At 64.1% G+C, this 20,359-nt stretch carries 11 protein-coding genes; 2 read left to right on the forward strand and 9 right to left on the reverse strand.

The window, feature by feature from the left end:
• Positions 1-4: 4 nt before the first annotated feature.
• Both QQ25_RS27355 and QQ25_RS27360 read right to left on the reverse strand, forming a co-directional pair.
• Complete coding sequence (locus QQ25_RS27355) at positions 5-787, reverse strand: SDR family oxidoreductase (RefSeq protein ID WP_039325472.1); 783 nt, start codon at positions 785-787, stop codon at positions 5-7.
• A 2-nt stretch (positions 788-789) separates the two neighbouring features.
• Positions 790-1,917: a hypothetical protein gene (locus QQ25_RS27360; RefSeq protein WP_039325475.1), complete on the reverse strand. Its 1,128-nt coding sequence runs from the start codon at positions 1,915-1,917 to the stop codon at positions 790-792.
• A 101-nt stretch (positions 1,918-2,018) separates the two neighbouring features.
• On the opposite strand from QQ25_RS27360, the gene QQ25_RS27365 reads away from it, so the two are divergent.
• Positions 2,019-2,936 carry an IclR family transcriptional regulator gene (locus QQ25_RS27365; protein ID WP_039382201.1) on the forward strand — a complete coding sequence of 306 codons (918 nt, stop codon included), beginning with the start codon at positions 2,019-2,021 and terminating at the stop codon, positions 2,934-2,936.
• A gap of 30 nt (positions 2,937-2,966) precedes the next feature.
• On the opposite strand, the gene QQ25_RS27370 is transcribed toward QQ25_RS27365, so the two are convergent.
• The 7 genes from QQ25_RS27370 to QQ25_RS27400 form a co-directional block, all read right to left on the reverse strand.
• Entirely contained in the window at positions 2,967-3,728 is a 762-nt protein-coding gene (locus tag QQ25_RS27370; RefSeq protein ID WP_308205463.1) for a phthiotriol/phenolphthiotriol dimycocerosates methyltransferase, read from the reverse strand.
• A gap of 359 nt (positions 3,729-4,087) precedes the next feature.
• Positions 4,088-4,414 carry a hemophore-related protein gene (locus QQ25_RS27375; RefSeq protein WP_101906444.1) on the reverse strand — a complete coding sequence of 109 codons (327 nt, stop codon included), beginning with the start codon at positions 4,412-4,414 and terminating at the stop codon, positions 4,088-4,090.
• A gap of 118 nt (positions 4,415-4,532) precedes the next feature.
• The gene (locus QQ25_RS27380) at positions 4,533-7,367 is read right to left on the reverse strand and encodes an MMPL/RND family transporter (RefSeq protein ID WP_082017707.1); all 2,835 of its coding nucleotides are present in this window, start codon (positions 7,365-7,367) and stop codon (positions 4,533-4,535) included.
• Between the two features lie 35 nt (positions 7,368-7,402).
• Positions 7,403-10,285 carry an MMPL/RND family transporter gene (locus QQ25_RS27385; protein ID WP_082017708.1) on the reverse strand — a complete coding sequence of 961 codons (2,883 nt, stop codon included), beginning with the start codon at positions 10,283-10,285 and terminating at the stop codon, positions 7,403-7,405.
• Positions 10,282-10,692: an MmpS family transport accessory protein gene (locus QQ25_RS27390; protein WP_101906443.1), complete on the reverse strand. Its 411-nt coding sequence runs from the start codon at positions 10,690-10,692 to the stop codon at positions 10,282-10,284. Before QQ25_RS27390 ends, QQ25_RS27385 begins: the two co-directional genes overlap by 4 nt.
• A gap of 312 nt (positions 10,693-11,004) precedes the next feature.
• Positions 11,005-11,805, reverse strand: a complete 801-nt coding sequence (locus QQ25_RS27395) for an alpha/beta fold hydrolase (RefSeq protein WP_039382206.1) — start codon at positions 11,803-11,805, stop codon at positions 11,005-11,007.
• A gap of 23 nt (positions 11,806-11,828) precedes the next feature.
• Positions 11,829-13,568 carry an AMP-binding protein gene (locus QQ25_RS27400; RefSeq protein WP_039325483.1) on the reverse strand — a complete coding sequence of 580 codons (1,740 nt, stop codon included), beginning with the start codon at positions 13,566-13,568 and terminating at the stop codon, positions 11,829-11,831.
• 411 nt (positions 13,569-13,979) lie between these two features.
• Between QQ25_RS27400 and pks2 the strand changes: the two genes are divergently transcribed.
• Positions 13,980-20,252, forward strand: a complete 6,273-nt coding sequence (gene pks2, locus QQ25_RS27405) for a sulfolipid-1 biosynthesis phthioceranic/hydroxyphthioceranic acid synthase (protein ID WP_052236106.1) — start codon at positions 13,980-13,982, stop codon at positions 20,250-20,252.
• The last annotated feature ends 107 nt before the right edge of the window (positions 20,253-20,359 follow it).

Below are 20,359 nucleotides of genomic sequence, written 5' to 3' on the forward strand. Positions count from 1 at the left end.
CGCGTCACGCCTTGTACTCCCCGCAGTTGACGTCGAGAGCCTGGCCGGTGATGCCGCTGGACAGATCGCTGGCCATGAACAGGATCGCCGAAGCCACCTCGTCCTCGGTCGGCAGTCGCTTGAGGTCGGATGACGCCGCCGTCGCCTTGTAGATCTCCTCGACAGTGGTGCCGTACTTGCCGGCCTGGTGCGTGAAGTAGCTCTCCAGCGTTCCGCCCCAGATGTATCCGGGCAGAACCGAATTCACCCGGATGCCCTGATCGCCGAGCTCGGTGGCCAGAGTCTGCGACATCGCCAGCAGGGCCGACTTGGCCATCTTGTACGCGCCGTACTTGGCCTGCGAGTGCCGGACCACCATCGAGTTCACGTTGACGACGGAGCCGTTGCTCTGCGCCAGGGCCGGGGTGAAGGCCTGAACCATCCGAAGCGCACCGAACACGGTGAGCTCGATGGCGTCGCGCATGTGCTCGAACGTGGTGTTGGCGAAGGGTTTCATCGACGGCACCCGGAACGCGTTGTTGATCAACACGTCGACCTTGCCGTATGCCTCGAGCGACGTGTCGACCAGGTTCTTCACCTGCTCCTCGTCGGTGATGTCGGTACCGACCGAGATCGCGCGGCGGCCCAGGTCGGTCACCTGCTTGGCCACCTCCTCGAGACGTTCGACGGTGCGGGCGGCCAACACCAGATCGGCGCCGGCCTCGGCGCACCGCCGCGCCAGGGTGGTACCCAGGGCGGGGCCGACACCGCTGATGACGACGACCTTGTTATCCAAAAGACCTGACATGACTACCCCAGCATCCTGTTGGCGATTTGATTCTGGCGCAGCGCGATCCGGGCCCGCCAGTCCTGCTCTGAGATCTTGTTGTGCTCGTAGTACGGCAACGCCTTCTCGACGTCGGCCACGTCGACGAGTTCCACACTCGGGCCGTCGGCCTCGGTGAGCTCGCGTGACAGCCGCTGCCAGCGGAACTGCAGATAGCCCTTGCCGTGGCCGAGGGTCTCGCACCAGTTGGTCACGCCCGGGTTGGCGTCGGAGACCACGATTCGGATCTTGCCGTCCGGATCCGCCTGCGCCTGAGTGCCGTTGAGCGAGGTCTGGTGGTTGATGTAGTCGAGCGAGATGTACCAGAGGCTGCCGAGCTGGAAGCCCAAGTAGGGCGCGTCGGTAACCGGCAGCGTGATGACCATGGCCTGATCGGGCGTCATGTCGTAGTGCCCGACCGACGAGTACTGCGTGGCCAGACCGCCGGGCGTCAGTCGCGGCGCCACCATGGTGTTGACCGGCAGGTTGTTGTAGAACCACTGCGGGAACTGCAGCCAGGTCTTCACCCGCTGTACGAGCTGCTTGCCCGCGACGGCGTAACGCTTCTCGATCAATTCCTTGGTCAGCGGTGGCGGCGCAGTTCCGGCCGTGTCGGTGCGCGCGACGCTGATGTAACCGCGTTGCGCCGACCAGTCGTTGTACACCTCACGGACCAGCAGCTGCGACGGCGTCGTCGGGGTGAACCGGTACTCGAAGGTGCCATCGGCCGCGATGTCGAGTTCGCGGTCGTCGAAGGCGGCCTGACTGGCCGGCACGTTGTCGTCGGTGTATTCACCACCCAGGATCTGGAAGCTCAGATCGGTCGTGGTGCCCCGCTTCCCGGTGACGACGTACTCATGGCCGGGCAGCACGCGGGTCCCGAAGTACAAGGTGTCGGGGTTGTCCAGGGCCATCTTCGTGTACGGCCCGGTTCCCGACTGCATGAACGGGTGATCGCGGTCGTAGTCGAAGGCCAGGTGTATGCAACCCGAGATACATCCGGCCAGGTACTGCAGGCCTTCGAGGAGATCGGCTTCCGAGTCGATGAATGGTGCGGCGGCCACCAGGCGTTCAGCCTCGGCGATTGCGTCTGTCAACGGCTGTGAGTACATCCAGCATCTGCTCTCTCGATCCAATATTGGACCGCAGTGGTAGAGTTTCCTACCTGACACTAGAACGCGTTCCAATTCGCGTCAATGCCGAGGAGGGCAAGATGACGGACGTCGAGCCCGCCGGTCGCGCCTCACCACCCACCGCCAGGGTGGTGGCCATCCTCGATTTCCTGTCCCGCCATCCGCAGGAACGGTTCGGGCTCTCCGAACTGACCCGCCGGGTCGGATTGAGCAAGCCGACCTGTCTGGGCATCCTCAGCACCCTGGCCGAATCGGGCTATCTGATCCGGGACAGCGGTGACAAGACGTACCGCCTCGGCCCGGCGCTGATCGCACTCGGCCACCTGGCTCAGGAGTCGATGCGCGTCAACCCGGCGGCCCGCTCCGAATTGCTCGCGCTGTCAGCTGCTTTCGATACCTCGGTGGGCCTGTCCGCCGTCGTCGATGACCGGATCACGGTGCTGGAACTGGTCGGTCCGGCGGGGCGCGACCCCGGAGTGCAGGTCGGCCAGAGCTATCCGTTCGCACCGCCCGTCGGCCTGATGTTCGTGCTGTGGGACGACGATGCGCTGCGCGCCTGGCTCGCCAAGGCGCCGACCGTCCCGCTGCGCACGGAATCGGCCCGGCTGCAGCGGGTGATCGAAAACTGCCGCACCGACGGATATCTGGTGGAGCGCCTGACACCGGGCGGACGCAGGCTCTACGCGCTGATGGCGGGGATGTCGACCAACCTGCCCGACGAACTCCGCGCGCTGCTGAGCGAGCTGGTGTCCGACATCGGCGAGCGGGTGTACCTGCGTCACGAGGAGGAGACCGAAGGACGCCGCGGCAGTGCCCGCTCGGATATCAGCGTCATCTCCGCGCCGGTGTTCGACCACTACCAGCGTCAGGTCATGGCCGCCTCACTGCACATCGGAACCGCCTTGACCGACAAGGAGATCAGCGATCGGGCCAGGGCGCTCGTCGCCACAGCCGATGCGCTGACCAAGCAACTGGGCGGAACCAAGCCGGTGCACTGAGTTGACTTGCAGCCTCAGCGGCAAGGCGTATCAGTCCGCGCGAGATTTGGTGAAGAGATAGATCCGGTACGCGAAGCCCTCGGTTTCCAACTCGTGGTAGACCTTCCCGTTCTTCATGTCCATGTCGTCGCGTAATCCGAACAGCTGCTTCAGTGCGCGCTGGTCGCCCTTGCTCATGCTGGCCAGCTCCCATCGCGTCTGCATCCCGCGCATAACCTCGAGCCTGATGTCGCGTTGCGAGATCATCTTCAGGTGCGTCTTGGCCAGCGCCGCGTCCCAGTCGTCGAGCAGTTCCTTCGGTCGGGAATCCGTGTAGAGGAAGTGCCCTCCCGGGGTCAACACGCGCGCCACCTCATCCAGGAAGACGTCGAGATGCGGGTAGCAGTGCGAAGACTCGACATTGATCACAGCGTCGAATGATTCATCGGGGAACGGCAGGTGTTCAGCGTTCCCGCTGACGAAGTCCAGGCCGGGTATCTGATGGCGTTTGCGGCAGAACTCGATGCCCGCAGAGTTCAGGTCCAACCCCGTATAGGAGGCGGGCCGATACGTGCGCGTGAGGTAGGAGGCGCCGCCGCCGTGGCCGCAACCGACCTCGAGCACTCGCTTACCGGTGAGGTCACCTGCTTGCGTGGCAGTGGCGTGGTAAAGCTGGAGGGGGTAGCGGCTGGGTTCATCGGACTCTTCCAGCTTCAACCCCAGCGGAGGGTCCTCCTCGTAGCCGTTGTTCATCATCACAACGTCGTAGGGTGAGAGTCGGCGAGTCATCCAGGGATAGCTGTACCTGGTCATCGTGGGAAGAAGCTTCCAGCCGATCGGGTTGTACAGCCTGCCGACGTAGAGCCGTTCTTTGAGTGTCATAGCTGATTCTCCCAAACACCTCAGTTTGCTGAATACAAAACGAGCAAACAAATCTTCGCGAGATTGATTTCAGCCGCCACCGTCCGTCGCCCGTGGTCGCCGCCTCAGCCGTCGAGGGCACCATTTCGATGAACGCCACGGGTGCGCAGGGCGCGATGCGCCTGCAATAGGGCGCGCGTCTGCCGTCAGGTCTTGGCGGCACGGCACATCGGAACCGCCTTGACCGGCATGGCCATCAACGATCGGGCCAGGGCGCTCGCGGCGACGGCCGGTGCGCTCCGAGGCCGTGCTCAGAAGTTGTTACAGGTGTCGAAAACCGTCTGCAGCAACCCCAGATACGGCTGGTTGGCCGGTTGGGCGGCTATGCCCTCGGCCATCCGCTGCCGTTGATCCCGCGGTGAGCCGAGAAACTGACGCAATACATCCTGAACTGCCGGCGAGGCGCCGGCCATGGGACTCTGAGCGTTCAGAGCGCCCATCACCTGCGGATAACTGCAGCTGGTGTTGACGGCAGAATCCAGCCTGGGATCTGCCGACGCGACACCGGCCCCGGCGATCATCGAGAATGCCAGACCACCGACTGCGACAACCGATTTGATCGACGAACGCTTCGTCATGTGAGGACCTCCTCCCCCTGTCCGGACTCTACTCCCGCGACGTCGACAGGCCCGGGTTTTCGAGATTTGCTTTGCGGAAGCAACCATGCGCTTGCGTACGCAAACTCTTTGCCATAGGTCACTTCTCCTCCGACGGCAGCAGCAGGGAGCGGACAACCGGACGTGAAGCCGTATCCCGCAACAACGCACTGGCGGGCCGCTGGCGAACCATTTGCGGCCACCAGAACCAGCGGCCGAGCAACGCCGCGATGGCCGGGGTCATGAGTGCGCGAACCACCAAGGTGTCCAACAGCAGACCGATGCCGATCGTGGAACCGATCTGCCCGATGATTCGCAGATCGCTGGCCACCATCGACATCATGGTGAACGCGAAGACCAGACCGGCCGCCGTCACGACCTTTCCGCTACCACCCATGGCTCGGATGATGCCGGTGTTGATACCCGCGCCGATCTCTTCCTTCATCCGGGAGACCAGCAACAGGTTGTAGTCAGAACCGACGGCCAGAAGAATGATCACGGACATCGCGAGCACGAGCCAGTGGAGGTTTATGCCGAGGATGTGTTGCCAGATGAGCACCGAGAGGCCGAACGCCGCGCCGAGAGACAGCGCCACCGTACCGACGATGACGAGGGCTGCGATGAGACTTCGCGTGACCAGCAACATGATCACGAAGATCAGACACAGCGCGGCCACCCCTGCGATCAACAGATCGTATGTCGACCCGTCACGCATGTCCTTGAACGTCGGCGCGGAACCGGCCAGATAGATCTTGGCGTTCTCCAGGGGAGTCACCTTGAGCGCTTCTTCGGCCGCCTTGGTCACCAAGTCGACCCTCGAAATGCCTTCGGGCGTCGCCGGATCGGACCGATGCGAAATGATGAAGCGAACCGACTTCCCGTCCGGCGAGAAGAACAAGTTCATCGCGCGCTTGAAGTCTTCGTTCTCAAGGACTTCGGGCGGAAGGTAGAAGGTGTCATCGTTGCGCGCCGCGTCGAAGGCCCGGCCCATCGCGGTGGCATCCTCACTCACCTCGTTCATCATCGCCAGGGAGCCCGCCATGGTGCTGTGCATGGTCATCAAGCCGGCCCGCATCACCCTCATGCTGGCGATCATCTGCGGGAACTGGGCGATCATCTGGGGCATGAGCACATCGAGCCGGTCGGTCCCCAGGCTGAGTTCGTGCACTCCGTCGGAAACCGCGTCGACCCCGTCGAGCGCGTCGAAGAGGGACCGGAACGACCAGCAGATGGGAATGTCGAAGCAGTGCGGCTCCCAATAGAGGTAGTTACGGATGGGCCGCCAGAAATCGTCGAAATCAGCGATATGGTCGCGCAATTCATCGGTGACGGCATCCAACTCATGCGTGTCCTGTGTCATCGCATGGGTGGTGTCGGCCATCTTCAGACCCACATCGTAGAGACGCTGCGTGATGTTGATCATCGTGGTCAGATCGTTCGCCTGCTTCAACAGGTCACTCATGCGATCCCGCTGGAACGGCAACACCTGCTGCTGGTTGGCGTTCTGCATGCTGAGCAAGAACGGTATCGAGGTCCGATCGATCGGGTTGCCCTCGGGCCGGGTGATCGCCTGCACCCTGGATATGCCTGGTACGGCGAAAACACCCTTCGCCAGCTTGTTCAAGATCAACAGGTCTGCCGGATTACGCATGTCGTGATCGGCCTCGAGCATGAGGACGTCGGGCGTCATCCGGGACTGCGGAAAGTGCCGTTCGGCGGCCGCATATCCGACATTGGCCGGAATATCGGCAGGCACGTACAGGCGGTCGTTGTAGCTGGTTTGGTACGCCGGCAGCGCCAACAACCCGATGAGGGCGATCACACAGGCCGTGACGAGAATCGGTGCGGGCCAACGGACTATCGCCGTCGCGAGCCGCCGCCACCGCCGGACGATGATCTTGCGCTTGGGTTCGAAGAGCCCGAAGCGACCGCCCACCGCGAGAACGGCCGGAACCAGCGTGAGCGCCACCGCGACCGCGACGATCATCGCGACGGCGGTGGGGACACCCATGGTCTGGAAATAGGGCAGCCGAGCGAAGCTGAGGCAGAAGATGGCTCCGGCGATGGTCAGGCCGGAACCCAGCACCACCTTGGCCACGCTTCGATACGTCGTATAGAAGGCGGCCTCGCGGTCTTCGCCGGCCTGACGCGCCTCCTGATAGCGGCCGAGGAAGAATATGCCGTAGTCGGTTCCCACCGCGATCCCCAGGGAGACCAACAGATTGACCGCGAAGGTCGACAGACCGATCACCTGGTGTTCACCGAGAAGCGCGACCACTCCGCGCGCCGCCTGAACCTGTACCCCGACCATGACCAGGAGAAGCACCGCGGTGACGATCGAGCGGTAGACGAGGAGCAACATCGTGAAGATCACCACGAGCGTGACGATGGTGATCTTGATGATGGATTTGTCGCCGGCGTGGTTCATATCCGAGACCAACGGCGCGGGTCCTGTGACGTAGGCCTTGATGCCCGGCGGCGGCGGTGTCCGCGCCACGAGGTCCCGGACTGCCTCGACGGATTCGTTGGCCAGTGATTCGCCTTGATTGCCGGCGAGGTTCAACTGAACATAAACGCCTTTGTCATCAGCGCTCTGGACACCGGGCGCCGTGAGGGGGTCGCCCCAATAGTCCTGCACGTGCTGCACATGCCGGGTGTCGGCTTTCAGCTGGCGAACCAGCTCGTCGTAATAACGGTGCGCCTCATCGCCGAGTGGTTGGTCTGCCTCCAGGACGACCATTGCCACACTGTCCGAATCGGATTCCTCGAAGCTCTTGCCCATGCGCTGCGCCGCCTGGAATGACGGGGCGTCCTTGGGGACCAGGGAAACCGAATACTGCCGCCCCACCTGCTCGAGAGACGGAACGGCAAAGGTCAGAATCGCGACGACCACCAACCATCCGAGGATGATCGGCACCGCCAGCCGATGGATCATCCTGGCAGTAAACGGCGGCTTGTTGCTCACCGCGGTCAACGTTCGTCGGGTTTGAGCAACAGGGAACGGACCAGCGGGCGAGGGCCGGTCGGCCGGAGCATCGCGCTGGCGGGCCGCTGACGGACATGCAGCGGCCACCAGAACCATCTGCCCAGCAGAGCGGCGATGGACGGGGTCATGAACGCGCGCACAACCAAGGTGTCGAAGAGCAGACCGATACCGATCGTCGAACCAACCTGGCCGATGGTGCGCACATCACTGGCCAACAACGCGAACATCGTCGAGGCGAACACCAGACCCGCGACCGTCACGACCTTTCCGCTGCCGGCCATGGCACGGATGATGCCGGTGTTGACGCCGGCTTTGATCTCCTCTTTCATCCGGGACACCAGCAGCAGGTTGTAGTCAGAGCCGACAGCCAAAAGAATGATGAGTGCGATCGCGAGCACGATCCAGTTCAACTGGATTCCGAGAACGTGTTGCCAGATGAGCACCGAGAGCCCGAACGCCGCGCCGAGTGACAACGCCACCGTCCCGACGATGACCAAGGCCGCGACGAGGCTCCGGATCATGATGAGCATGATGATGAAAATCAGGCACAGCGCGGCGATTCCGGCGATCAGCAAGTCATAGGTCGACCCGTCCACCTGATCTTTGGCCATGGCCGAGCTCCCGGTGAGGAAGATCTTGGCGTTCTCCAGCGGTGTGCCCTTGAGTGCCTCCTCCGCAGCTGTTCTGATCGGGTTGACGCGGGCAATACCTTCAGGTGTCGCCGGATCGCCTCGCTGGGTGATGAGCAGCCGCGCCGTTTTCCCGTCCGGCGACAAGAAGACGTCCATCACTCTCTGGAAGTCCTTGTTCTTGAACACGTTGGGCGGGATATAGAAAGAATCGTCATTCTGGGCGTTGTCGAAGGCTCTGCCCATGGCAGTGGCGCCCTCGGACATCTCATCCATCTGCGCCAGGATTCCCCCCATGGTGCTGCGCATCGACAGCATCATGGACCGCGTGCTCTGCATGGTGGTGATCATGGCCGGGAACTGCGCGATCATCTGCGGCAGAAGCAGATTGAGTTGATCGAGGTTGCCGATCAGATCGTGCATCGTCACCGTGAGCTTGTCGACGCCGTCAAGCGCCTCGAACAGGGATTTCGTCGACCAGCACAGTGGGATGTTGAAACAGTGGGGCTCCCAGTACAAGTAGTTGCGAATCGGGCGCCAGAAGTCGTCGAAATCCGCCATGTGGTCCCGCAGCTCGAGCGTGACGTCTTCCAGGTCGTGAGTCTTGCTGACCACATCGTTGGTCGCGACCGCGAGCTGTTGCATGAGGCCGTACATGCGTTGCATCACCGCGATGGTTTTCGTGATTTCGTCGGCCTGGTCGAGCAGGTCGTTCATCCGGGCCTTCTGAAAGGGCAACAGCTGCATCTGGCCGGCATTCGAGGAGCTGATGATGAACGGAATCGTCGTGTGCTTGAGGGGAATACCCTCGGGTCGTGTCGCCGACTGCACCCGGGCGACTCCGGGGACGGACAGCACACCCTTGGCCAGTTTGTTGAGCACCAGGAAGTCCGCCGGGTTACGCATGTCGCGGTCGGCCTCGACCAGCAAAATGTCGGGCGAGGCCATGAGTGACTGCTGAAAATGGCGGGCTGCGGCGTCATATCCGGCGTTGGCGGGAATGTCCTTGGGCAGGTACTGCTGATCGTTGTACCCGGGCTGGTACGCGGGCAGCGCCAGCAGCCCGATCAGCGATACCGCGCAGGTGGCGACCAGGATGGGTGCGGGCCAACGAACGATCGCCGTGCCGATTCGGCGCCAACGGCGAACGATGATCTTGCGCTTGGGCTCGAACAACTTGAATCGGCTGCCCAGCGCGAGAACGGCCGGGATCAGCGTGAGTGCCACCGCAACTGCCACCATCATGCCCAGTGCGCACGGGATGCCGAGCGTCCGGAAGTAGGGCAAGCGGGTGAAGCTGAGGCAGAAAACAGCGCCGGCGATGGTCAATCCGGACGCCAGCACCACCTTGCCGACGCTGAGATATGTGGTGTAGAACGCGGTTTCGCGATCCTCGCCGGCCTGACGTGCTTCCTGATAGCGCCCGACGAAGAAGATGCCGTAGTCCGTTCCCGCCGCGATGCCGAGGGTCACCAGAAGGTTGACGGCATAGGTGGAAAGCCCGATCGCACCGTGATCAGCGAGAAGTGCGACAACTCCTCGGGCCACCTGCAATTGAATGCCCACCAGGAACAACAGGATCACGGCCGTGAAGATCGAACGGAAGAAGAAGAGCAACATCGCCAGGATCACCGCGAGGCTCAGACCGGTGACCAGGAGGACGGTCTTGTTGCCGCTCGCACTCAAATCGGCGACCATCGCCGCCGGGCCGGTGACATAGGCTTTCACGCCTGGCGGTGGTGAACTCCGATCGACGATGCCCCGGACCGCTTCCAGCGATTCATTGGAAAGCGCTTGTCCGAGGTCGCCCGCGAGACCCATCTGGACGTACACGGCCTTGCTGTCGGCACTCTGCGCTGCGCCCGCCATGAGTGGGTCGCCCCAGAAATCCTGGACGTGCTGTACATGCGCTGTGTGGGCTTTCAGCTGACGAACCAGATCGTCGTAATAGCGGTGCGCATCGTCGCCCAGGGGCTGTTCGCCTTCCAGGACGATGATCGCCGAGCTGTTCGAGGTGGCTTCGCCGAAGTTCCTGCCCATGCGCTCGACCGCCTCGAACGACGGCGCATCGCTGGGAATCAGGGATACGGAGTGCTCTTTCTCCACCTGCTCGAGCGGGGGAACCACAGCGCTCAAGACGTAGGCGATCACCAACCACCCGATGATGATCGGCACCGCGAGTACCCGGATCATCCTTGCTACGAATGGCGGTTTGCCGCCGGTCATCTGGCTACTCATGCGGCCTTCAGGAGGCAGTAGGTGAAGGCGCTCTCGCCGTTCTCGACCTTCTCCGCCTTGACCTCATCATCGACGATGATGCGGCAGCCGATCCTGTCGCTGTCTCCCTGCGCGATGACGTTGACCATGGAGGTGGCCTCGGTCATCGGGAACTTCAACGACCATGGCAGGCTTGCCCCTTCGACGAACCGCGGCTCGGCATCGACGTCGAAGTAGCTGATGTTAGCCACCGTCCCGGGTGGGCCGAACACCTCATATACCAGTTGTTTCGGGTCGTAGGGCCTACGTTCCTCGAGCTCTGTGTCGGCATATGCGGGGCGGGTCTCAGAACCGAAGACACCGTGCAGCCGCATAACGGTGAATCCCCCGGCACCGAGGACCACCAATACCAACAGCGGAATCCACATCCGCTTCAGAACCCCCAAATCACCAACCCCCTGAATCCGTGGTCCAATCCGGACAATCCGCGCCGCAGGTACCGGCCAAGTGCATCGACCGATACCCGAAAGACGCCGGCGATTCATTTGCGGCAGTGCTCTCGGGCCTGCCGCAAATGGGTGTCACGGCAAGCATGCAACAGCCCGGGTAGGACGATCCGAGCCTGACCAGTAGAGCATTCAGGCAACCTCCATATCTGTCCATTCCCAAGGTGATACGGGATCGTAATGCATTTGGCGGGGCCGCCGCCCCGGAACTCAATTTAACGCGGCTAACAATTTTCATGTAACTGAATGGCCGTTGTGTGACTCTGCAAAGAAATTCAAGATTGCCGAATTCACCGCTTCAGGCCGTTCAAGGAAGCCAAGGTGGCCCGCGTCCGCAATCTCGAGATAGCGCCCGTTGGGCAGGGCATCTGCGACTTCGGCCCCGAGATGCGGGGGCATCACCAGATCGTCGGCGAATCCGATCACGAGCACCGGAGTGTTGACCGTCCGGTAGGCCGGCCTTCGATCTTCCAGCGGAGCGACGCCATACTGAGCGCGAATGCCCGGTGTCACCTTCGCCGGCCATCTGGTGAACGTGTCGATCCAGTCCCGAGCAGAGCCTTCGTTGTTCAACGTCTTCGGTGAAAAGTTCTCCAGCAGGCGCAATTTCGCGTCGTATGTGGCGGGCAACCGCACACCGGCATCGGCGAGGTCCCGCTCCGCGATGCGAAAGAACTCGCGCGTACAGTCATGGCGCCCGCGGGTTGCCATCAACGCCGACCGGCTCACCAGCTCGGGCCTGGCCAGCATGAGCTCCTGCGCGATATACGAGCCCATCGACACCGCCACCACCCGGACGGGGGCGATGTCGAGTCGCTCGATCAACTCCGCCGTGTCGGCCACCATCGTCGTCGTGGTGAAGCCGTCGGCGTCCGACGTCGCGCCCACGCCCCTGTTGTCGAAGGTGATGACGCGATAGCCCGCGGCGCGGAATGCGGGCACCTGATAGAGATCCCAGGTACGTCCGACACCGCCCTGCCCGGCGATGAACAGCACAGGCTCACCGTCGCCGCGGTCTTCGTAGGCCAGGTTCACCCGTCATCCGCCCGCACGGCTGCTCATGCGTCCAGGCGGGCGAACTCGCCCTGCCGGTACTGGTCGACGCACGCCGCACGGCGGACCTTTCCGCTTGTGGTGATCGGAATCGAACCGGGCGGCACCAGAACCAGATCTGCGACACCCAGGCTGTGCGTGTTGAAGATCGCCGAGGTCACTTCACGTTTGACAACAGAAAGCGGATCCTCCGGCGCCTCGGGCGACGGCGCCCGCGTCCTGACTTCGACGATGACCACGAGCTTCTCGGTATGGCCGTCCGGGACGGCTATGGCCGCACACCGGCTCCGGCTGATCTCCTGGATCGTCGCCTCGATGTCGTCGGGAGAGTGATTACGCCCGTACACGATGAGCAGATCCTTGATACGGCCGATGATGAACAGCTCGTCCTCGAACATGAATCCCGAGTCCCCGGTGCGCAGCCACGGCCCCTCGGGCGTGCCGTCCGACGGAGCGACAAGCTTCCCACCGAAGGTTGATTCCGTCTCTTGCGGTCGGCGCCAGTATCCGCTCGCGACATTCTCGCCGTATACCCAGATCTCTCCGACGGTTCCGGCCGGACATTCGCAGCACGTCTCGGAATCCACGATCCGGATCAGCGGCGAGACCGGGACGCCGTAGCTGACCAGAGGCGTGCCGGCTCCGTTCTGGCAGCGCCGCGCAGTGCCCGCGGTCAGCGGTTCGGACTCGAAGCGCACGATCGCAGGGGGCTCACCCGATTCGCGAGTTGCGATGTACACCGTGGCTTCGGCCATTCCGTAGGACGGACGTATCACTTTCCCGGGCAGGTTGAACCGAGCGAAGTGCTGGGTGAAGCGCTCAAGGGTGGCCGGGTGCACACGCTCACTTCCGGTGATGATGACGAGAACGTCCGACAGATCCAGACCGGCCATGTCCTCGTCCGAAGTCTTGCGCACCGCCAGTTCGAATGCGAAGTTCGGTGCGGCCGTGTAGGTACGGCCGTTGGTCGCGAGCATCTGCACCCAACGGGCCGGGCGCTGCAGGAAGGCCACCGGGCTCATGAGTATTGCGGGAACGCCCGACAGCACCGGCCCACAGACCCCCAGGTACAGACCCATGTCGTGATAGAAGGGCAGCCACGACACGATGGTCGAGCCCTCCGGGACGACGTTTCCGAATTCCGCGAAATAGCCCGACATCAGCTGCTCGAAATTCACCAGCAGGTTTCGGTGCGACATCATCACCCCGGCCGGATTCCTCGTCGAGCCCGACGTGTACTGCAAATACGCTGTCTCCGTGGCGCTTTCACCCGGGCCTCCATGCGCTGCCGGAGCATCGAAGTCCAACGTGTCGACCTCGACGACCGCCGGAGCGGATCCGCCGCCCGCAGATCTGACGAAATCGCTCACCGCGCCGGAAACCGCGGACGTGGTGAGGATGACGGTCGGCGCCGCATCCTGGAGCACCGAGCTGACCCGCTCGTCGCTGACGCCTCCGAGTGGAACCGCCAGGGGGACGGCGATCAGTCCCGCTTGCAGCGCACCGAAGAAGGCGACGATGTAGTCCAGCCCCTGTGGCGCCAGGATGAGTGCGCGGTCGCCGGGCGCGCCGACCCTCCCGAGTTCCCGTGCAACGCCAACCGCACGCCGATACAGCTGCGCGTACGTCAGGCTCTCGGTTGAGCCTTCCCAATCATTTTCGTAGTCAACAAACGTCATCGCCGTGTCGTCGCCCTGCAGCCCAGCTCGATCCCGCAGCAGCGTCAAAATGGATGCCTCGCCCACGGACGTCAGAGTATCGCGCTAATCGCGCCAACATATCCGGAACCATCAGCAAACTATATTTCGATGACCATATGAATCACATCGAGGTCATTCCCCGCCATCGATCGCTGCGAGCGAAGCCATGGCGCGCGCACAACGATGGCCTCTGATCTTGACAATCAAGGTATTTGCCTGGTGAAGCGCGCGAAGTGCTTGCAATCGAGGCCATCTTCGCGATCGATTGAACGGATTCGGCGACAACATTCCGCAGCGAACCATACTGTTATTGATTACGACCGCCTTGGCGGGCGTTGAGCCCCTAATGGCCGCACCACATAAGCGGTCTAAATTCTGCGGCCCGACGCACGAATAGGGGGCATCGAGCCTGACAGCGGCCGAACCGCGGAAAGGCCTGTCGGGAGGAGGGGCAATTTGAGCGTCACACCAGTTACTCCGGTTGCGGTCATCGGCATGTCCTGCCGGCTCCCAGGGGGCATCGACTCGCCCGAGCGGTTGTGGGAGGCGTTGATCCGAGGCGATGACCTGGTCACCGAGGTTCCACCCGACCGTTGGGACGCCGACGAATACTACGATCCGGAACCCGGGGTGCCCGGTCGGTCGGTGTCGAAGTGGGGTGCGTTCCTCGATGACGTCGCCGGATTCGATGCGGAGTTCTTCGGTATCAACGAACGCGAGAGCGCCGCACTCGATCCACAGCACCGGTTGTTGTTGGAGACCGCCTGGGAGGCCATGGAGAATGCCGGCCTCACCCGGGAAGCGTTGTCAGATTCACCGACCGGGGTGTTCGTCGGTCTCACGCACGCGGACTATCAGATGCTCGCGGCCGACGCGCAGGCTCTCGAAGCCGCATATGGCTTCAGCGGCAACAACTTCAGTCTGGCGTCCGGGCGGATCGCTTACGCGCTCGGGCTCCACGGCCCCGCGCTCACCGTTGACACCGCATGCTCCTCCGGTTTGACCGCCGTACATCTGGCGTGCCGCAGCCTGCATGAGGGCGAGAGTGATCTCGCCCTGGCCGGTGGCGCCACCTTGGCTCTGGACCCGCGCAAGTTCGCTTCGGGTTCGGCGGAGGGAATGCTCTCGGCGACCGGACGCTGCCACGCCTTCGACGCCGCGGCCGACGGGTTCGTGTCCGGCGAGGGCTGCGTCGTCATCCTGCTCAAGCGGCTGCCCGACGCATTGCGTGACGGCGATCGGATCCTGGCCGTCGTGCGTGGTACCGCCGCCAATCAAGACGGTCACACCGTGAACATCGCGACGCCATCGGATGCCGCACAGACCGCGGTGTACCGAGCGGCATTGGCTGCCGCCGGCGTCGATCCCGTCACGGTCGGCATGGTCGAGGCGCACGGCACCGGGACGCCGGTGGGCGACCCTATCGAATACTCGAGCCTGGCCAAGGTTTACGGCACCGACGGCCCCTGTGCACTGGCATCGGTCAAGACCAATTTGGGGCACGCACAGGCAGCTTCCGGCGCCATCGGCCTGATGAAGGCCGTTCTCGCCGTACAGCACGGCGAGGTTCCGCAAAACCTGCATTTCACCCGTCTGCCCGAGCAGCTCGCCGCGATTCAGACCAATCTCTTTGTGCCCCAGGAGACCACGCCGTGGTGCACCAACGGGCATCATCCCCGCAGGGCGGCGGTGTCGTCATACGGGCTGTCGGGGACCAACGTGCACGCCATCCTGGAACAAGCACCGGAACAGCCGGCGAACCCCGCCGCCGTAGACCGGGAAACCCGATCGGCGACCGAACCCATGTTGTTCCCGTTGTCGTCGACCTCGGCCGACGAACTGCGGAACACGGCCGGCCGGTTGGCGGACTGGGTGCAGGCACATGATGATGTCGCGCTTCCGGATCTGGCCTACACCTTGGCGCGCCGACGGGGGCACCGGCCGGTACGCACCGCCGTCAGTGCGAGCGGCCGACCGGAACTCATCTCGGCGTTGCGCGAGGTCGCCGACAGCGATACCCCGTATCAGCCGGCGGTCGGACGCGACGATCGTGGTCCCGTCTGGGTGTTCTCGGGTCAGGGTTCGCAGTGGGCGGGAATGGGAGCCGAGCTCTTGGCGACCGAACCGGTGTTCGCCGCCACGGTGGCGCAGGCCGAACCGATCATCTTGGCCGAGTCCGGATTCTCGGTGACCGAGGCGATGTCGTCGGCGGACGTCGTCACCGGTCAAGATCATCTGCAGCCGACGTTGTTCACCATGCAGGTCGCCATGGCCGCCACCATGAAGGCGCACGGCGTGCACCCCGGTGCGGTCATCGGCCACTCCCTGGGCGAGGGCGCCGCAGCTGTCGTCGCAGGCGCGCTGTCGTTGGAAGACGGGCTGCGGCTCATCTGCCGCCGGTCTCGCCTGATGTCCCGAATCGCCGGCAAAGGTGCCACCGCGGCGGTGGAACTACCTGCCAAACAAGTACTTTCCGAGTTGACGGGCCGCGGTATCAACGATGTCGTGGTGGCAGTGGTGGCGTCGCCGCAGTCCACCGTCATCGCCGGCACCACCCAGACGGTGCGGGATCTGGTCGCCGACTGGGAGAAACGTGGGGTGATGGCTCGCGAGGTCCCCGTCGATGTGGCCTTCCACTCCCCGCAAGTCGAGCCGATCGTCGGCGATCTGGCCGAGGCGCTCGCCGATCTCAAACCCATGACACCCGAGATTCCGTTCTACTCGGCGACGTTGTTCGATCCCCGAGAACAACCGGTGTGCGATGCCGACTACTGGGTGACGAACATGCGCCGGATGGTGCGTTTCGCCACCGCCGTACAAGCCGCGCTGGAGGACGGCCATCGGGTCTTCGCCGAACTGTCCCCACATCCTCTGCTCACCCGCGCCCTCGAGCAGACCGCCGCAGGCCGGGAAACCCCGATGGCCGCGCTGGCCGCGATGCGCCGGCAGCAGCCGATGCCGAATGGTTTGCGCGGACTGCTGATCGACGTGCACAGCGCGGGCGCTGCGGTCGACTTCTCGGTGCTCAGCCCGAGCGGTCAACTGGTGGATGCGCCGTTGCCGACGTGGACGCACCGCCGAATGTGGATCGACGGCGGCGGTCATGACTCCCCCACCCACGGTGGCTGCACCATCGCTGTCCACCCCCTGCTCGGCGCCAACGTTCGGTTGCACGAAGAACCGGAACGCCATGTCTGGCAGGCAGATGTCGGCACAGCGGCCCAGCCGTGGCTGGGCGATCATCAAATCCGAACTGTCGCGGTACTTCCCGGAGCCGCCTTCTGCGAGATGGCGCTCGCTGCCGCCAAGGCTGTTCTGGGCGAGGTTTCCGAAGTCCGGGACATCCGGTTCGAGCAGGCTCTGCTCCTGGACGAATCGACGGAGGTCGGAGCGTCCGCCTCGGTGTCCTCCCCCGGCGGGGCCACCTTCACCGTCGAGACCGATGAGGACGGTCAGCAGACGCGGCACGCGATCGCGGTCCTGCATGCCGCCGCGGATGAGCAACCGCCTGCATACGACATTTCTGCGATCCTTGCCGCGCACCCTTGCGAGGACGACGGCGCCGAGGTCCGTAATCGCGTGGGCCAGCATGGCATTCAGTACGGCCCGGCGTTCACCGGACTGGTCACCGTGCGTACCGGAGAAGCGCATGCCCGCACGGTGCTCGCCGAGGTCGCCCTCCCCCGCTCGATCCGCTCGCAACAGGACGCGTACGGCGTGCACCCGGCGCTTCTCGACGCTTGCTTCCAATCGGTCGAGGCTCATCCCGAGGTTCAGGCGCTCGGCGGCGACGTCCTGGGACTGCCGTTGGGAGTGCGCCGGCTACGCACATACGATTCGGCCCGCAGCGCACACTACTGCTACACGCGATTGGTCAAAGCCGACCCCACCGGTATCGAGGCGGACATCGATGTACTCGACAAGGACGGCGCGGTCCTGCTGACAGTGCAGGGACTTCGCCTCGGCACGGGTGCTTCCGCAAGCGGACACGATGATCAGGTTCTCAGCGAAAGACTGCTGACCGTCGAATGGCGCCAACGGGACCTGCCGGAGGTGGAATACGCCGAAGCTGGATCCTGGCTGCTCATCAATGCCTCCGACGGCCCCGACGCGGTGGCCGACGAGCTGAGCAGGATCCTGAAAGAGCGTGGCGCACAGTGCACCACCATGAGCTGGCCCAATCAACCAGACGACTCGCTGACCTGCGCTCAACTCGGCAATCATCTGCGGGAGGGCCGGTTCACCGCCGTGGTCGTCACGACGTCGCCCAACAATGGCGACCACGCCGACCAGTCACCACTGCTGGGCCGGGAGTATGTCCGCCATCTGGTGCACATCGCCCGACAGCTACCGGAGATGAGCGGAGAACTACCTCGCCTCTATGTCGTGACCCGCAACGCTCAAACGGTCCTGGCAGGGGACGTGGCCAATCTGGACCAGGCCGAGCTGCGGGGCCTGATCCGGGTCATCGGCACCGAACATCCGCACCTGAGCGCCACTCAGATCGACGTCGACGAGGCCACTGACGTCGAGCAGCTGGCCAGCCAATTGCTCAGCGGGTCCGAAGAGGATGAAACCGCGTGGCGCAACGGCCGGTGGTACGCCGCACGGCTCTGCCTCGCCCCGCTACGCCCTGATGAGCGCCGCACCACCATCGCCCATCTAGAACGCGACCGCATGCGGCTGCAGATCCGTACACCGGGCGACCTGGAGTCGATGGAACTTGTTGCCTGCGAGCATGTTCCCCCGGGACCAGGCCAGATAGAGGTCGCAGTCAGTGCATCGAGCATCAACTTCGCCGATGTGCTCGTCGCGTTCGGACGCTACCCCGCCTTCGACGGGGTGCTGCCCCAACTCGGCATCGACTTCGCCGGTGTGGTCACCGCGGTCGGGCCCGACGTGACCGACCACAAGGTCGGCGATCGCGTCGGTGGCCTGTGCGCCGACGGTTGCTGGGGCACCTTTGTCACCTGCGATGCGCGCCTGGCGGCCACCGTGCCAGCCGGGCTGACCGACGCCGAGGCGGCCGCACTGACCATCGCGACCGCCACCGCTTACTACGGGCTCAACGACATGGCCCGGATCAAGTCGGGCGACAAGGTGTTGATCCACTCCGCGACCGGCGGCGTCGGGCAGGCCGCGATGGCCATCGCCCGCGCCGCGGGCGCGGAGATCTTCGCCACCGCCGGTAGCGAGCAGCGCCGACAGCTCTTGCGCGACATGGGTGTTGAGCATGTGTATGACTCGCGCACCGTGGAGTTCGCGGACCAGATTCGCGAAGACACCCAGGGATACGGCGTGGACATCGTGCTGAATTCGGTGACCGGTGCCGCCCAGCGGGCCGGCCTCGAACTGCTGGCATTCGGCGGGCGGTTCGTGGAGATCGGCAAGCGGGACATCTACGGTGACACCCGGCTCGGGCTCTTCCCCTTCCGGCGCAACCTCTCGTTCTATGCCGTCGACCTGGCACTGATGTCCGTCAGCCATCCCGACCGGCTCCGGGAATTGCTCGAAACCGTGTATCTGCTGACCGCGGAAGGTGATCTGCCGGCACCGGAGGTCACCCACTACCCACTCGACGACGCCGCCACCGCGATCCGGATGATGAGCGGCGCACAACATACCGGCAAGCTGGTGCTCGACATTCCACACACCGGCTCCAGCCGGCTGGTGGTCCCACCGTCCCAAGTGCAGGTGTACCGGCCCGACGGGGCCTACATCATCACCGGTGGTCTCGGCGGCCTCGGATTGTTCATGGCCGAGAAGATGGCGGCCAACGGATGTGGACGGATCGTGGTGTCCTCTCGCTCGCAGCCGACCGATCGGGCTGCGGAGATTCTCGAGCGCATCCGGGCGACGGGCGTCGACGTACTCGTGGAGTGCGGCGACATCGCCGAGTCCGCCACCGCGGAACGGTTGGTGGCCGTGGCGACCGCCGACGGGCATCCGGTGCGCGGTGTCTTGCACGCCGCGGGCGTGATCGAGGACGCCGCGCTGACCAACATCACCGATGAGCTCATCGAGCGGGACTGGGCGCCAAAGGTTTACGGGGCGTGGAACCTCCACACGGCCACCATGGGCCAGCCCCTGGACTGGTTCTGTTCGTTCTCGTCGGCCGCAGCGCTGGTCGGTTCGCCCGGCCAGGGCGCGTATGCGGCTGCCAACAGCTGGCTGGACGCCTTCAGCTTGTGGCGCCGGTCCCAGGGATTGCCGGGCACCGCGATCGCATGGGGAGCCTGGGGACAGATCGGGCGGGGCACCGCCCTGGCAGAAGGTGCGGGCATCGCCATCGCGCCTGACGAGGGCGCGTATGCGTTCGAGGCCCTGTTACGTCATGACCGTGCCTACACCGGGTACGCACCGATCACGGGAACTCCGTGGTTGAGCGTATTCGCCGAACGCAGCCCGTTCGCCGAGGCATTCCGATCAACCGGCCAATCCGCCACGGGCACCGGCAAGCTGCATGCCGAACTCGAAGAGCTGCCCCCGGAGGAATGGGCCGGCAAGTTGCGGCATGTCATCTCCGATCAGGTGGGCGTCATCCTGCGCCGCAGTGTCGACCCGGACCGCCCGCTCTCCGAGTACGGCATGGACTCACTGGGAGCACTCGAACTGCGCACCCGCATCGAGAACGAAACCGGTATTCGAATCTCGGCGACAGGAATCACGACCGTGCGCGGCCTGGCAGACCTGCTGTGCGAAAAGCTGATGCCCGCGGGGGCTGCCTGAGATGCGAAATGCCGAGAAACTGGAGCAGGCCGCGCCCAGCAAATACCGTAGCGGGCATCGGAATCGAGGTGCCCGCCGATCGACCCAGCCCGCATCCGAGTCCCGGG

This window comes from Mycolicibacterium setense (genome assembly GCF_000805385.1).
Classification (GTDB): domain Bacteria; phylum Actinomycetota; class Actinomycetes; order Mycobacteriales; family Mycobacteriaceae; genus Mycobacterium; species Mycobacterium setense.